Source organism: Amycolatopsis sp. NBC_01307 (assembly GCF_035975215.1).
GTDB lineage: Bacteria > Actinomycetota > Actinomycetes > Mycobacteriales > Pseudonocardiaceae > Amycolatopsis.
Genome location: NZ_CP108403.1, coordinates 10,354,855 through 10,369,200 on the forward strand (window position 1 = coordinate 10,354,855; position 14,346 = coordinate 10,369,200).

The 14,346-nt window shown below is 71.7% G+C and carries 12 protein-coding genes; 8 read left to right on the forward strand and 4 right to left on the reverse strand.

What is annotated here, in order from left to right:
- Positions 1-51: 51 nt before the first annotated feature.
- Together OG439_RS46755 and OG439_RS46760 are read left to right on the forward strand one after the other, a co-directional pair.
- Positions 52-429 (forward strand): DUF1761 domain-containing protein, encoded by a 378-nt coding sequence (locus OG439_RS46755; protein ID WP_326946754.1) that lies wholly within the window; start codon positions 52-54, stop codon positions 427-429.
- Complete coding sequence (locus tag OG439_RS46760) at positions 426-1,271, forward strand: SMP-30/gluconolactonase/LRE family protein (RefSeq protein ID WP_326946755.1); 846 nt, start codon at positions 426-428, stop codon at positions 1,269-1,271. The genes OG439_RS46755 and OG439_RS46760 overlap by 4 nt, the downstream gene beginning before the upstream one ends.
- Here the strand turns inward: OG439_RS46760 and OG439_RS46765 are convergent.
- Positions 1,226-1,594, reverse strand: a complete 369-nt coding sequence (locus tag OG439_RS46765; RefSeq protein WP_326946756.1) for a hypothetical protein — start codon at positions 1,592-1,594, stop codon at positions 1,226-1,228. The two genes, OG439_RS46760 and OG439_RS46765, sit on opposite strands and share 46 nt — an antisense overlap.
- Before the next feature lie 774 nt (positions 1,595-2,368).
- A complete protein-coding gene (locus OG439_RS46770; RefSeq protein WP_326946757.1) occupies positions 2,369-3,967 on the reverse strand; it encodes a DEAD/DEAH box helicase in 1,599 nt (532 codons plus the stop codon).
- 237 nt (positions 3,968-4,204) lie between these two features.
- Here OG439_RS46770 and OG439_RS46775 point away from each other — a divergent pair, with 237 nt between their 5' ends.
- The 4 genes from OG439_RS46775 to OG439_RS46790 all read left to right on the forward strand — a co-directional run bounded on the left by OG439_RS46775 (position 4,205) and on the right by OG439_RS46790 (position 7,623).
- Positions 4,205-5,911: an acyl-CoA dehydrogenase gene (locus OG439_RS46775; protein ID WP_326946758.1), complete on the forward strand. Its 1,707-nt coding sequence runs from the start codon at positions 4,205-4,207 to the stop codon at positions 5,909-5,911.
- Positions 5,908-6,357, forward strand: coding sequence for a nitroreductase family deazaflavin-dependent oxidoreductase (locus OG439_RS46780; RefSeq protein ID WP_326946759.1), 450 nt, complete (start codon positions 5,908-5,910; stop codon positions 6,355-6,357). The genes OG439_RS46775 and OG439_RS46780 overlap by 4 nt, the downstream gene beginning before the upstream one ends.
- Positions 6,354-7,115, forward strand: coding sequence for a 2-keto-4-pentenoate hydratase (locus tag OG439_RS46785; protein ID WP_326946760.1), 762 nt, complete (start codon positions 6,354-6,356; stop codon positions 7,113-7,115). The genes OG439_RS46780 and OG439_RS46785 overlap by 4 nt, the downstream gene beginning before the upstream one ends.
- Before the next feature lie 94 nt (positions 7,116-7,209).
- Positions 7,210-7,623 carry a hypothetical protein gene (locus OG439_RS46790; protein WP_326946761.1) on the forward strand — a complete coding sequence of 138 codons (414 nt, stop codon included), beginning with the start codon at positions 7,210-7,212 and terminating at the stop codon, positions 7,621-7,623.
- On the opposite strand, the gene OG439_RS46795 is transcribed toward OG439_RS46790, so the two are convergent.
- Entirely contained in the window at positions 7,559-8,515 is a 957-nt protein-coding gene (locus OG439_RS46795) for a helix-turn-helix domain-containing protein (RefSeq protein ID WP_326946762.1), read from the reverse strand. The two genes, OG439_RS46790 and OG439_RS46795, sit on opposite strands and share 65 nt — an antisense overlap.
- 116 nt (positions 8,516-8,631) lie before the next feature.
- Here OG439_RS46795 and OG439_RS46800 point away from each other — a divergent pair, with 116 nt between their 5' ends.
- Positions 8,632-10,086 carry a benzaldehyde dehydrogenase gene (locus OG439_RS46800; RefSeq protein ID WP_326946763.1) on the forward strand — a complete coding sequence of 485 codons (1,455 nt, stop codon included), beginning with the start codon at positions 8,632-8,634 and terminating at the stop codon, positions 10,084-10,086.
- A 68-nt stretch (positions 10,087-10,154) separates the two neighbouring features.
- Here the strand turns inward: OG439_RS46800 and OG439_RS46805 are convergent, their stop codons facing one another.
- Positions 10,155-12,551 carry a Tex family protein gene (locus OG439_RS46805; RefSeq protein ID WP_326946764.1) on the reverse strand — a complete coding sequence of 799 codons (2,397 nt, stop codon included), beginning with the start codon at positions 12,549-12,551 and terminating at the stop codon, positions 10,155-10,157.
- Positions 12,552-12,701: 150 nt separating this feature from the next.
- On the opposite strand from OG439_RS46805, the gene OG439_RS46810 reads away from it, so the two are divergent.
- The gene (locus OG439_RS46810; protein ID WP_326946766.1) at positions 12,702-14,195 is read left to right on the forward strand and encodes a chitinase; all 1,494 of its coding nucleotides are present in this window, start codon (positions 12,702-12,704) and stop codon (positions 14,193-14,195) included.
- Positions 14,196-14,346: the final 151 nt, after the last annotated feature.

The window sequence follows — 14,346 nt, forward strand, 5'->3', positions numbered from 1 at the left end:
GACGGCGTCGACGTCCCCTTCGCAAGCAGGTCCTGCGCGAAGGAGATGGCGATGGGTGTCGTGGCTGTGCTGGTGGCCTCGGTGGCGGGGTTCGTGGTGAGTTCCGCCTGGTACACGGCGTTCGGGACGGTCTGGGCCGGCCTGAGCGAGGCGGCCGCCGAGCGGCCCGCGCCGTGGAAGCCGGCGGCGGAGTTCGTCCGGACCCTGGCGCTGGTCACGGTGTTCGCCGGGCTGAGCACCGCGGTCGGCGTCGGCGGCGTCGCGGGTGCGCTCGGCCTGGCGCTGGTGCTCTGGGTGGGCTTCCCGGTGCTGATCCTGGCCGGGTCGGTGCTGCACGAGAACGTGCCGGTGCGGCTGGCCGCCTTGCACGCGGGCGACTGGCTCGTGAAGATCGTGGTCGTGGCGCTGGTGCTGGGGGTGTGGCGATGACCGGGGTGCTGATCGACGGGATCGCGTTCGGCGAGTCCCCGCGCTGGCACGACGGCCGGCTGTGGTTCGCCGACTGGCTGGCCCACGAGATCGTCGCGGTCACGCCGGCGGGCGAGCGCGAGGTGGTGTTCCGCGCGGACTTCCCGACGATGCCGATGTGCTTCGGCTTCCTCGGCGGCGACCCGCTGATCGTCTCGTCGTCGCAGGGCCTGCTGCTGCGGTTGTCCCGGGACGGCTCCTTGTCCACCCACGCCGACCTGGGCTCGACCGGCTTCAACGAGATCGTCGTGGCTTCGGACGGCGGCTGCTACGTCAACGGCGGCGGCTTCGACCTGATGGCGGGGGAGCCGTACCGCCCCGGCGGCGTCTGGCACGTCTCGCCTTCCGGCGTGGCTCGCCAGGTCGCGGACGACATCGCGTTCGGCAACGGCATGGCCCTGACCCCGGACGGCTCGACGCTGGTCGTGGCGGAGTCGTACGCGAACCGGCTGACGGCGTTCACCGTGTCACCGGACGGCGCATTGGGCGAGCGCCGGGTCTGGGCGGACCTCGGCGACGGCGTCCCGGACGGCATCGCCCTGGACGCGTCGGGCGCGATCTGGGTGGCGGACGTCCCGGGCAAGTCGTGCACGCGGGTGCGCGAAGGCGGCGAAGTCCTGGAGCGGGTGGAGCTGGACCGCGGGTGCTTCGCGTGCGCGCTGAGCGAGGACACGCTGTACCTGGTGGCCCAGGAGTGGCACGGCCTGGACGGCGTCGGCGGCCCCCGGACGGGCCGGATCCTGACCCACCCGGTCGATCAGTCCTCCGGCGGGGCGGTCGCCACCTCGAGCGAAAGCTGCTGAAGGACCTCCAGCACGTCTGGCTCGGGCTGCTCTTCCTCATAGGCCTCGACGACCTTGACGAACCCCATCAGCAGCCCGCGCATGACGGCCTCCTGACGGTGCGCCAGCTGGTCGACGGCCTGGTTGACGATGTGCTGAACGTCGGCGACGTGCTCCTCCGGGACGTTCATGTCCGCGGTCATGGTGAAGTCGAACGCCCCTTCGAGCAGCTCGGGGTACCCGCTCGAGCCGGACTCGTCGTTGCCGTCGCGCAGGTTCCGCCGAAGCCGGTAGACCGACGCGAGCAGGCCGATCCCGGTCTGCACCAGTTCCGTGTCCTCCATGGCCGTGAGCATGCCACGGCCGCGGCCGCACCCCGGTGATCGCCGCGCAACCCGGCCCGCCGCGGAGTTGTCCACATCGGGTCCGGTTGTCCACAGATTTCGCGGACGACGGTTTTCGCAGGTCAGAGCCGATAGACTGGACAGGGGCCGCCCCCCAGGGACGGGTGGGGGCTGCCATCGCGAGGGTGGGCCTGAACAGCCGTTGGCGCGGTGGCTGGGCTGCCCGCGGTGGTCGAGTGCGGCCGTGGGCCGGTGCCTCACGCGAGCGGAGTGCGCGCGAGGGGTCCTTCTGATCCGTAGTCAGATGCCCGGTGCCGGGCTCCATCACCATGCAGACGACTCGACCCTCGGGCCGGATCCCCGGGGGCGAATGCGGCCGCGGGCCGGTGCCTCCCCACGAGTGGGGCCCTTCTGGTCGTAGTCAGATGCTCGGCGTCGGCCATCCGCCGGCGCCGTCACCATGCAGACGACTCGACCCTCAGGCCGGAGCCCAGGGGGCGAATGCGGCCGTGGGCCGGTGCCTCGCCACGAGCGGGGTCCTTCTGATCCGTAGTCAGATGCCCGGCGTCGGCCGTCCGCCGGCCCGTGCAGACGACTCGACCCGGGCCGGAGCCCAGGGGGCGAACGCGGCCGCGGACCGGTGCCTCGCCACGAGCGGGTCACTCTGATCCGGAGTCAGATGCCCGGCCTCGGCCACCCACCGGCGCCGGCCCGTGCAAATGACATCGACCCCCGGGCCGCAGCCCGGGGGTCGATGTCAGCTAGATGCGAAGGTCAGCGGCCTCGGCGGGCGCCCGCGCGGGTGCCCGAGGAGAACGCCGCCGCGCCACCAGACCGGCCGGCGCCGGCGCCCGCGCCCGCAGCAGGAGCGCCGCCACGGCGACCGCCGCCGCCGGAACCGCGGCGGTCGGCTGAGCCCGAAGCGCCGGCCGCCGCCGGGGCGCCCGACCTGCGGCCCGAACCCGAACCGCGGCCCGGCTCCGAAGACTGGGTGCGGCGGTCCGAACGCGGCTGGTCGTCGCGGCGGGACTGGGAGTTCGCCCGGGCCCGCTGGCCGCCGCGGTTCTCCTTCGGCGCGCCCGCGCCACCGTGGCGTCCGCCGCGGGCCGGGCGCTCGTCGCCGTCGCGCACGCGGGCCGGGCGGGCCGCGCCCGAAGCCGTGACCTTCTTCGGGCGGTTGTCCACCGGGGGCCGCTTCGGCGCCGCCGTGAACGACCGCTCGCCCGGGGCCAGCTCCGCCAGCAGCGGGTGGCCCGGGCCGAGCTGGGTGGTGGTCGGCTTGATGCCGGCCTTGCGGGTGAGGTCGCGGACGTCGCGGACCTGCTCGTCGGTCATCAGCGTGACGACCGTGCCGGACGCGCCGGCGCGCGCGGTGCGGCCCGAGCGGTGCAGGTACGCCTTGTGCTCGACCGGCGGGTCGGCGTGGATGACCAGCCGGACGTCGTCGACGTGGATGCCGCGGGCCGCGATGTCCGTCGCGACCAGGGTCTTGGCCGCGCCCGAGGAGAACGCCTCGAGGTTGCGCGTGCGCGCGTTCTGGCCGAGGTTGCCGTGCAGCTCGACGGCCGGGACGCCCGACGCCACCAGCTTGCGGGTCAGCGCCTTCGCGCGGCTCTTCGTCCGGGTGAACACGAGCGTGCGGCCCGGTGCCGCGGTGAGGTCGACCAGCACCGGCAGCCGGTGGGTCTCCTCGAGGTGCAGGACGTGGTGCTCCATCGTCGAGACCGGCGACTGCGCCGAGTCGACGCTGTGCGTGATCGGGTTGCTCATGAAGCGCTTGACCAGCACGTCGACGCCGTTGTCCAGGGTCGCGGAGAACAGCATCCGCTGGCCGCGGGACGGCGTCGCGTCCATGATCCGCCGCACCTCGGGCAGGAAGCCCAGGTCGGCCATGTGGTCGGCCTCGTCGAGCACGGTGATCTCGATGGCGTCGAGCTTCACGTGCCCGGAGCGCATGTGGTCGGCGAGCCGGCCGGGGCAGGCGACGACGATGTCGACGCCGTCGCGCAGCTTGGTGATCTGCGGGTTGGCCGAGACGCCGCCGAAGATGGTGGTCGTGCGCAGGCCCAGCGGCTTGGCCAGCGGCAGGATGGACGCCTCGATCTGCGTCGCGAGCTCACGGGTCGGCGCCAGGATCAGCGCGCGCGGACGGCCGGGCTTGCGCCGCGTCGGCCCCGCCGAGAGGCGGGCCAGCACGGGCAGCACGAAGCCGTAGGTCTTGCCGGAACCGGTCCGGCCGCGGCCGAGCACGTCACGCCCGGCGAGGGTGTGCGGCAGGGTCGCCGCCTGGATCGGGAAGGGCTCGGTGACGCCCTGAGCGGCCAGCGCGTCCACGAGCGTGGTGGGCAGGCCGAGTTCAGCGAATGTGCTCATAAGTGCATGCGGGCGCGGCTGCGCCCTGGTCTCCATAACCTGAGAAGGGTTGTCCTGCCCGGCGCAGACCGGTCAACGGCCGCGGCGCGTGGTAGTCGACAACAGCAGCGGGCCGAGGCAGAACTGAGCGGCCCGCAAGATCAGTGTACCCAACGCGAGTGACGTACTCCTAGTGAGATTGCCCGCACCAGGATCGCCTTGCTAAGTTACCGGTCGGTAATCAAGGAGGCTCACCCCATGCTGCTGAACCCGCACGAGTACGACCCGGCCCACTTCGACGCCGAAACGCGCCGGCTGCTCCGGGCCACCATCGACTGGTTCGAGCAGCGCGGCAAGGCGAAGCTGGCCGAGGACTACCACGCGCGCACCTTCTACGCGGACTTCCTCGAGTTCGCCGGCAAGGAAGGCCTGTTCTCGACCTTCCTGACGCCCGCCGCGAACGCCGACGGCAACCCGGACAAGCGCTGGGACACCAGCCGCGTCGCCGCGCTGTCGGAAATCCTGGGGTTCTACGGGCTGAACTACTGGTATCCCTGGCAGGTCACGATCCTCGGCCTGGGACCGGTGTGGCAGAGCGGCAACGACGTCGCCCGCAAGCGCGCGGCGGACGCACTGGACGCCGGTGGCGTCGGCGCGTTCGGACTGTCCGAAAAGGACCACGGCGCCGACATCTACTCCTCCGACCTGGTGCTGACGAAGGACGGCGACGGCTACCGCGCCACCGGCTCGAAGTACTACATCGGCAACGGCAACGTCGCCCGCACGGTCGCCGTCTTCGGCCGGATCGACGGCGTCGAGGGCCCGGACCAGTACGTCTTCTTCTACGCCGACGCCGAGCACCCGAACTACCACGTGGTCAAGAACGTCGTGCCGTCGCAGATGTACGTCGCCGAGTTCCGGCTCGAGGACTACCCGGTGCACGCCGAGGACCTCCTGCACGTCGGCGCCGAGGCCTTCAGCGCCGCGCTGAACACGGTCAACATCGGCAAGTTCAACCTCTGCTTCGGCGGCATCGGCATGGCGACGCACTCGCTGTACGAGGCCATCACGCACGCGCACAACCGCGTCCTCTACGGCAAGCCCGTGACGAACTTCCCGCACGTGCGCCGCGAGTTCGTCGAGGCCTACGCGCGGCTGACGGCGATGAAGCTGTTCTCCGACCGCGCTGTCGACTACTTCCGCAGCGCGCACGCGGACGACCGCCGCTACCTGCTCTACAACCCGATCACCAAGATGAAGGTGACCACCGAGGCGCAGAAGGTCATCGGCCTGGTCGCCGACGTCGTGGCGGCCAAGGGTTTCGAGGCCGGCACCTACCTCGCGATGGCCAAGAACGACATCGACGGCCTGCCGAAGCTCGAAGGCACGGTCGCGGTGAACCTCGCGCTGATCGCGAAGTTCATGCCCGCGTACCTGTTCTCGCCGCAGGAGTACACCCCGGTGCCGACCCGCACCGACGCCGCGGACGACGAGTTCCTCTTCCGCCAGGGCCCGGCGCGCGGGTTGTCGAAGGTCCGCTTCCACGACTGGCGGGCCGCGTACGCGCAGGCGTCGCACATCCCGAACGTCGCGTTGTTCACCGAGCAGGCCGGCGCGCTGGTGAAGCTGCTCACCGAGGCGACGCCGGACGAGGCCCAGCAGGCCGACCTCGACTTCGGCCTCGCGCTCACCGAGCTGTTCACCCTCGTCGTCTACGGCCAGCTGATCCTGGAGCAGGCCGGCATCACCGGGCTCGACGAACAGGTCGTCGACCAGATCTTCGCGGTGCTGGTGCAGGACTTCAGCCTCGCCGCGGTGGACCTGAACGGGAAGCCGAGCTCGACCGGGGCCCAGCAGGCCGTCGCGCTGGCGGCGCTGCGCAAGCCGGTGGTCGACGCCGAGCGCTTCGACGCCGTCTGGGCGCTCGTCCGCGACCTCTCCGGGGCCTACGCTATGCACCCATGATGGCCAGGGAGTACCGGCTGGGAACGCTGCGGAAGACCGTCAACGCGCTGGTGAAGCCGCTGCTCGCGCGCGGCGTCCCGGCCGCGGGCAAGGGTGGCGTGCTGCTGACGACGAAGGGCCGCAAGAGCGGGCTCGAGCGCACGACACCGGTGAACGTCGTCGAGGTCGGTGGCGACCGGTGGCTCGTCGCGCCCTACGGCGCCGTCGCCTGGGTGCACAACCTGCGGGCCGACGCCGTCGCCCGGCTGAGCCGTGGCCGCAAGACCGAGACGTGGGAGGTCGAGGAGGCCGACGCCGCCACCGCGGCGCCGGTGCTGCGGGCCTACGTGCGGCAGATCCCGGTCACCGCGTCGTACTTCGACGCCAAGGGCAGCGGCCCCGTCGAGGCGTTCGCGGCGGAAGCCGATCGACACCCGGTGTTCCGGTTGGCAAGATCACGGGCGTGAAGCACGAGCGGGCGGCGGAGCTGCTCTGGGACGCGTGGCGCACCGGCGAGCGGCTGGACGGGCTCCCGGCCGACGTCCGCCCGCGTGACGCCGCCGAGGGCATGGCGGCCCAGACCGCGCTGGCCGCGCTGGGCGGCCCGGTGAGCGGCTGGAAGATCGCCGCGACCACGGCGTACGCCCAGCAGCACCTCGGTGTCCCCGGGCCGCTGCCGGGCGCGTTGTTCGAGCGCTTCCACCAGCTCGAAGGCCCGCCGGTGCCGGCCGACACGATGACGATGGGCGTCGCCGAGCCGGAGTTCGCCTTCCGCGTGAAGGCCGACCCGGGCCCGGCGCCGTCGCTCGGCGGGGTGCTCGACGCGGTCGACACGATGTTCCTGGCGCTCGAGATGCCGGACAGCCGCTACACCGACCACCGGCACGCGGGCGGCCCGCAGCTGCTGGCGGACGTCGCGTGCGCGGGCCGGTTCGTCGAAGGGCGGGCCGTGCCGGGCTGGCGCGACCTCGACCTGCCGGGCCAGGCGGTGGTCCTGCACGCCGACGGCGCGGAGTTCGCCCGCGGCCACGGCGGCCTCGTCCTGGGCGACCCGCGCCTGGCGCTGCACTGGCTCGCGACGGAACTGGCCCGCACGGGCCACCGCCTCCGCCCTGGCGACGTCGTGACGACCGGCACGGCGACCCCGCCGTGCCCGATCCACGCGGGCGGCCACGTGCTGGCCGACTTCGGCACGCTGGGCCACATCGAAGCCCACTTCTTCTGAGCGGTCGGTGCCGGTTGTCGTGAGTGGTAATGAGGGTTCTAACCCTCATTACCACTCACGACCGGTAGCGGCGTCCGGACACTAGAGTGATCACGTGCTGACTTTCCGTGCCGGTTTCGTGGTGCTCGCCGTGGTCGTGGCGGCGCTCGACGCGGGGTTCTGGCTGTTCACCCGCGGCCAGCACCACACCAGCGCGCGGGTCGGGTTCCTGGTCGCGTTCGTGCTCCTGCTGGCCCTGCTCGCGGCGAGCGCGGGCCTGGTGCGCTGGGAGGTCGCGGCGCCGCTCGCCGCGGCGTCGACGTCGGGCCTGTTCTTCGTCGGCGCGGCGTCGATCTTCAGCGTGGGCCTCGGTTTCCTGCTGACGGCGGTCGTCGAGGCGGCGCTCGTGCGCGGCATGGTGCTCGACGCGTCGCCGGTCGGCTGGCGCGGCGGCACGTGGCTGATCAGCTTGTCTGCGGCGGTGGTCCCGGCGGGGCTGTTCGTGGTGGGCCTGGTCGCGCTGAAGTGAGCCGGAACGCCGACGGGCTCTCCCCGAACTCGGCGCGGAACACCCGGCTGAAGTGCGCGGCGTCGACGAAGCACCACCGCGACGCGATCGCCGCGACACTTCTGTTGGCCAGCAACGGATCCCGCAGGTCGCGGCGGACGGCGTCCAGGCGCAGCCGGCGGATGTGGTCGGTGACGGTGTGCGGCTCGTCTTCGAAGAGGCGGTTCAGCGTCCGCGGCGACATGCCGTGCGCGGCGGCGACCGTCGCCCGGGACAGCCGCGGGTCGTCGAGGTGGCGCTGGACGTGGTCGAGCACGCGGGCGCGCAGCGCGTCGGGGATCTCGTCGACGCTGACGTGCTCGGTGAGCGTGCCGGCCAGCAGGCTGAGCCCGGCGTCGCCGAGGCGGCTGGCGGCGGCCGCGTAGAGGTGGCTGCCCTGGGCGACCGACGCCGAGACGAAGTCGGCGAACACCGCGCCAGGCCCGTTCGTGGCGGGGAAGGCGTGCTCCATCGCGCGGGCGGTGGGCAGGTGCAGGACGTCGCGCGGGAAGGCCATCACCGCGGAGATCCACTCGCCTTCGAGCCGCAGTGCGTACGGGCGGCCGGTGTCGTAGAGCGCGAGCTGCCCGGGTTCGACGACGATCTCGCGGTCGCCCTGCACGACCGTCGCGCGGCCGCGGACCTGGACGCACACCTTGAGCAGGTCGGAAGGGTTCTGCCGGATCGTCCCGGGGGAGCGGCGGACGATCTGCGGGGTGCCCGCGACGGTGTAGACGTGGACCTCGCCGAGCGGGGTCGTAACGACGTCACCCGCGGGCTCGGAGCTGTCGAGGCGCTCGGGGAACAGCTCGCTGAACGCGCCGCCGAGCCGCTCCCGCCAGGCCTCGCCGCGGTGGTACACGGGGAAGGTCATGGTGCCGCCCGGGGTCGTCGCTGACCTGATCAGGCTAACACCGTGACCCGCAGAATCAACGCGCTCGCCGCTCCCGCGACCAGGCTGGAAGCTCTGTCGGAACGCGGGAGGAACGCATGCTGGACGACGTCGACTGGCGCGGGAAGATCTTTTCGGGCGGCTGGGTGCCGGCCCACGGCGGGACGCTCCCGGTGACCGAACCGGCCACCGGCGAGGTGCTCACCGAGGTCGGGCTGGCCGACGCGCAGGACATCGACAACGCCGTGAAGCGGGCGGCCGCGGCGCAACCGGCCTGGGCGGCGACGCCGGGTCCGGAGCGCGCGGCGCTGCTGCGCAAGGCCGCGCGGGTCCTGGAGGACAACCGCGCCGAGTTCGAGCACTGGCTGGTCCGCGAGGGCGGCGCGATCCCGCCCAAGGCGGCGTTCGAGGTCGACCTGGTGCTGGCCGAGCTGTGGGAGGCCGCCGCGTTGCCGACGCAGCCGTGGGGTCACCTGCTGCCGACCAGCGAGGCCGGCCGCGAGAGCATCGCGCGTCGCATCCCGCTGGGCGTCGTCGGCGTGATCAGCCCGTGGAACTTCCCGCAGATCCTGTCGGTGCGGGCGGTCGCGCCGGCGCTGGCGCTGGGCAACGCCGTGGTGCTGAAGCCGGACGTCAACACAGCGGTCGCGGGCGGCACGCTGATCGCACGTCTCTTCGAAGCGGCGGGCCTGCCTTCCGGTCTGCTGCACGTCCTGGCCGGCGACGCGGAACCGGGCGCGGCCTTGACGGAACACCCGGGCGTCGCGGCGATCTCGTTCACCGGCTCGACGGCGGTGGGCCGGCGCGTGGGCGAGGCGGCGGGGCGGACGCTGAAGCGGGTCAGCCTGGAACTGGGCGGCAACAACGCCTTGGTGATCCTGGACGACGCGGACCTGGACGTCGCCAGCTCGGCGGGCGCGTGGGGCGCGTTCCTGCACCAGGGCCAGGTCTGCATGACGGCGGGCCGCCACATCGTCATGGAGTCGGTGGCGGACGAGTACCTGGACCGCCTGGCGGCAAGGGCGGCGAAGCTCCCGGTGGGCGACCCGTTCACCGGCCAGGTCGCGCTGGGCCCGCTGATCAACGCTCGCCAACTGTCCAATGTGGACCGTATTGTCACGGAAACGGTCGCCGCGGGCGCCACGGTCCGCGCCGGCGGTTCGTACACGGACCTGTTCTACGAGCCGACGGTCCTGGCGGGCGTGACCACGTCGATGCCGGCGTTCCGCGAGGAGATCTTCGGCCCGGTGGCCCCGGTGATCGTGGTCCGCGACGAGGACGAAGCGGTAGCGGTCGCGAACGACACGGAATACGGCTTGGTGGCAGCGATCCAGACGGGCTCGGTGGACCGCGGCCGAGCAGTGGCGGACCGCCTGCGCACGGGCATCGTCCACGTGAACGACCAGACGCTGAACAACGACGCGTTCGCGCCCTTCGGCGGCACGGGAGCATCGGGCAACGGAAGCCGCTTCGGCTCGGGCCACAGCTGGGACGAGTTCACGCAGTGGCAGTGGGTGACCCTACGAGAACAGGCCCACGGCTTCCCCTTCTGACCCGTAAAGCCGTGAAGGCCTCCTTACCGGCCATAAGAGCCGGTAAGGAGGCCTTCACGGCTTTGTGTCTACTTGCCGAACCCCGCCCGGCGAAGCGCGTCCGCCATCGAGCCGCTGCTGCTCGAGGAGCCGGAGTTGCCGCCCTTGCCGCCACCACTGCCGCCGCGCTGACCGCCGCCGCCACCGGAACCGCCCCGGCGCTGACCGCCGCCGCCACCGCCGCCCTGCTGACCCCGGTCACGACCACCGCCGCCACCGCCGCCGCGGTTGCCGGACGGAGCGCCAGGCTCGTCGTCCAGCCGCAGCGTCAGTGAGATCCGCTTCCGCGGCACGTCGACCTCGAGGACCTTCACCTTCACGATGTCGCCCGGCTTCACGACCTCGCGCGGGTCCTTCACGAAGTTCTTCGACAGCGCCGAAACGTGCGCCAAGCCGTCCTGGTGCACGCCCACGTCGATGAACGCGCCGAACGCCGCCACGTTCGTGACGACACCCTCCAGGCGCATGCCCGGCTTCAGGTCGCCGATCTTGTCGACGCCTTCCGCGAAGGTCGCCGTCTTGAACGCCGGGCGGGGGTCGCGGCCCGGCTTGTCCAGCTCCGCCAGGATGTCCGTCACCGTCGGGAGGCCGAACGTCTCGTCGACGAAGTCGGCCGGGCGGAGCGACGACAACGTGCGCGTGTTGCCGATCAGCGCGCGCAGGTCCGTGCCCGTCGTGGTCAGGATCCGGCGGACCACCGGGTACGCCTCCGGGTGCACCGACGACGAGTCGAGCGGGTCGTCGCCGTCCGGGATGCGCAGGAAGCCCGCGCACTGCTCGAACGCCTTGGGGCCGAGCCGCGCGACCTCCTTCAGCGCCGTCCGGGAGCGGAACGGGCCGTTCGAGTCGCGGTGGGAGACGATGTTCTCCGCCAGCCCGGTCGTGATGCCCGAGACGCGGGTCAGCAGCGGCGCGGACGCCGTGTTGACGTCGACGCCGACCGCGTTCACGCAGTCCTCGACCACCGCGTCGAGCGAGCGGGACAGCGAGACCTCGGACAGGTCGTGCTGGTACTGGCCGACGCCGATCGACTTCGGGTCGATCTTCACCAGCTCGGCCAGCGGGTCCTGCAGCCGCCGGGCGATCGAGACCGCGCCGCGCAGCGAGACGTCCATGGTCGGCAGTTCGGCCGAGGCGAACGCCGACGCCGAGTACACCGACGCGCCCGCCTCGGACACGATCGCCTTGGTCAGCTTCAGCTCCGGGTGCTTCTTGATCAGCTCCTGGGTGAGCTTGTCCGTCTCGCGCGACGCCGTGCCGTTGCCGATCGAGACCAGGTCGACCTGGTGGCGCGCGCACAGCGCGGCCAGCTCGGCGATCGACTGGTCCCACTTGTTGGCCGGCTGGTGCGGGTAGATGACGTGGGTGTCGACGACCTTGCCGGTCGCGTCCACGACGGCCACCTTGACGCCGGTGCGGAAGCCCGGGTCGAGGCCCATCGTGGCGCGGGTGCCGGCCGGGGCGGCGAGCAGCAGGTCGCGCAGGTTGGACGCGAACACGCGCACGGCGTCGTCCTCGGCCGCCTGGCGCAGCCGCATCCGCAGGTCGATGCCCAGGTGCAGCAGGATCTTGGTGCGCCACGCCCAGCGCACGGTGTCGTTCAGCCACTTGTCGCCGGGGCGGCCCTCGTTGGTGACGCCGAACTTCGCGGCGATGCGCGTCTCGTAGTCGGTCGGCCCGACCTGCGGCTCGTCGGTCGGCTCGGCCGGCAGCATCGTGAGGTCGAGGACCTCCTCCTTCTCGCCGCGCAGCATCGCGAGGATCCGGTGCGAGGGGAGCTTGGTGTAGGGCTCGGAGAAGTCGAAGTAGTCGGAGAACTTGGCGCCGTCCTCCTCCTTGCCGCCGCGGACCTTGGCCACGAGGTGGCCCTGGCCCCACATCTTCTCGCGCAGGTCGCCGATGAGGTCGGCGTCCTCGGCGAAGCGCTCGACGAGGATCGAGCGGGCGCCGTCGAGGGCGGCCTGCGCGTCCGCGACGCCCTTGTCCGCGTCGACGAACACCGCGGCCGCGGCGTGCGGGTCCGTGGTGGGGTCGTTCAGCAGGCCGTCGGCCAGCGGCTCGAGGCCCGCCTCGCGCGCGATCATCGCCTTCGTGCGGCGCTTCGGCTTGAACGGGAGGTAGATGTCCTCGAGCCGCGACTTCGTGTCCGCGGCGAGGATCGAGGCCTCGAGGGCCTCGTCCAGCTTGCCCTGGCTGCGGATCGAATCGAGCACGGCGAGCCGGCGCTCGTCGAGTTCCCGCAGGTAGCGCAGCCGCTCTTCGAGCGTGCGCAGCTGCGCGTCGTCGAGCATGCCGGTGACTTCCTTGCGGTACCGCGCGATGAACGGGACGGTCGAACCGCCGTCGAGCAGCTCGACGGTGGCCTTGACCTGTCCTTCGCGCACGCCCAGTTCTTCGGCGATCCTCTGCTCGACCGACACGCTCACTGCAACACGCTCCTGCTTCGCCCTCGGGTGGATCCGATCCGTACATTCTGCCGTTCCGACCACCCCGACTTTCGGATGGGGCTCCTTGACAACGAGATTGGTCTAGTCCATTTTGTGGTGACCTGCCTCACGACCAGTGGAGGTCGCCCCGTGGTCCCCAAAGCCCGTCTAGCCCTGTTATCGTTACTTTCCGCGGTCGCGCTGTGTCTCGGCGTGACGTTCGTGCTCGCCGGCAACGCCTCGGCGGCCAACATCCTCGCCAACCCCGGCTTCGAATCCGGCACCGCGGGGTGGACCTGCACCGCCGCCCCGACCGCGGTGAGCACCCCGGTCCACAGCGGCAGCCGCGCCCTGAGCGCGACGCCGACGTCGTCGGACACCGCGCAGTGCTCGCAGACGCTCACCGTCGCGGCGAACACCGCCTACAAGCTGTCCGCCTGGGTGCAGGGCAGCTACGTCTACCTGGGTGTTTCCGGATCCGCGACCACCAGCACGTGGACGCCCGGCACCAGCGGCTACACGCAGCTCTCGCTGAGCTTCACGACCGGCGCCAGCACCTCGCTGACGGTCTACCTGCACGGCTGGTACGGCCAGCCGACCTACTTCGCCGACGACGTCAGCCTCGACGGCCCGGGCACCCCGCCGCCGACGACGCCGACCACTCCGACCACGCCGACGACCCCCACCACCCCGACGACGCCGCCGACCACGACCACCCCGCCGACGACGACCACGCCGCCGCCGACCCAGGGTGACCTGCCCAAGCACGTCCTCACCGGCTACTGGCAGAACTTCTACAACGGCGCGAAGGCGCTGAAGCTGGCCGACGTCCCGACGAAGTACAACATCATCGCGGTGTCCTTCGCGGACGCCACCGGCACGCCGGGCGCGGTGAGCTTCACGCTCGACTCGGGCCTGTCGTCGCAGCTCGGCGGCTACACCGACGCGCAGTTCAAGGCCGACATCAAGACGGTCCAGGCGCGCGGCCAGAAGGTCATCATCTCCGTCGGCGGCCAGAACGGCACGATCAGCGTCGGCGACTCGTCGTCGGCGAACAACTTCGCCAACAGCATCAAGTCGCTGATCTCGTCGTACGGCTTCGACGGCGTCGACATCGACCTGGAGAACGGCGTCAACGCCACCTACATGGGCCAGGCGCTGCGCAGCATCTACAACGGCGGCGGCAAGGTCATCACGATGGCGCCGCAGACGATCGACATGCAGTCCACCGGCGGCGGCTACTTCCAGCTGGCGCTGAACATCAAGGACATCCTGACGATCGTCAACATGCAGTACTACAACTCGGGCACCATGCTCGGCTGCAACGGCAGCGTCTACGCGCAGGGCACGGTCGACTTCCTGACCGCGCTGGCCTGCATCCAGCTGCAGGGCGGCCTGCGGGCCGACCAGGTCGGGCTCGGGCTGCCGGCGTCGTCGCAGGCGGCCGGGGGCGGTTACCAGGCGCCGGCGAACACGGTTTCGGCGCTGAACTGCCTGGCCAAGGGCACGTCGTGCGGCTCGTTCAAGCCGTCGGCGACCTACCCGGCGATCCGCGGCGCGATGACGTGGTCGATCAACTGGGACGCGACCGCGGGGTACGCGTTCGCGAACACCGTGTCCGCTGGGCTCGCCGGCCTGCCGTGACGCATACGTCATGAAGGGGCCCTTCCGGACGCTCGTCCGGAAGGGCCCCTTCACGGCACCCCCAGCCGGCGCGCGCAGACCCCCCGGCCGCGCGCCCGCGCCACCTAGACTGCAGGACGGTCCGTGTGTGATCGTTGCGGAAACGTGGAAT

Excerpts from the sequence above, each read along its gene's own strand:
- OG439_RS46755 (WP_326946754.1), top strand. The coding sequence starts at position 52 with ATGGGTGTCGTGGCTGTGCTGGTGGCCTCGGTGGCGGGGTTCGTGGTG.
- OG439_RS46760 (WP_326946755.1), top strand. The coding sequence starts at position 426 with ATGACCGGGGTGCTGATCGACGGGATCGCGTTCGGCGAGTCCCCGCGC.
- OG439_RS46765 (WP_326946756.1), bottom strand. The coding sequence starts at position 1,594 with ATGGAGGACACGGAACTGGTGCAGACCGGGATCGGCCTGCTCGCGTCG.
- OG439_RS46770 (WP_326946757.1), bottom strand. The coding sequence starts at position 3,967 with ATGAGCACATTCGCTGAACTCGGCCTGCCCACCACGCTCGTGGACGCG.
- OG439_RS46775 (WP_326946758.1), top strand. The coding sequence starts at position 4,205 with ATGCTGCTGAACCCGCACGAGTACGACCCGGCCCACTTCGACGCCGAA.
- OG439_RS46780 (WP_326946759.1), top strand. The coding sequence starts at position 5,908 with ATGATGGCCAGGGAGTACCGGCTGGGAACGCTGCGGAAGACCGTCAAC.
- OG439_RS46795 (WP_326946762.1), bottom strand. The coding sequence starts at position 8,515 with ATGACCTTCCCCGTGTACCACCGCGGCGAGGCCTGGCGGGAGCGGCTC.
- OG439_RS46800 (WP_326946763.1), top strand. The coding sequence starts at position 8,632 with ATGCTGGACGACGTCGACTGGCGCGGGAAGATCTTTTCGGGCGGCTGG.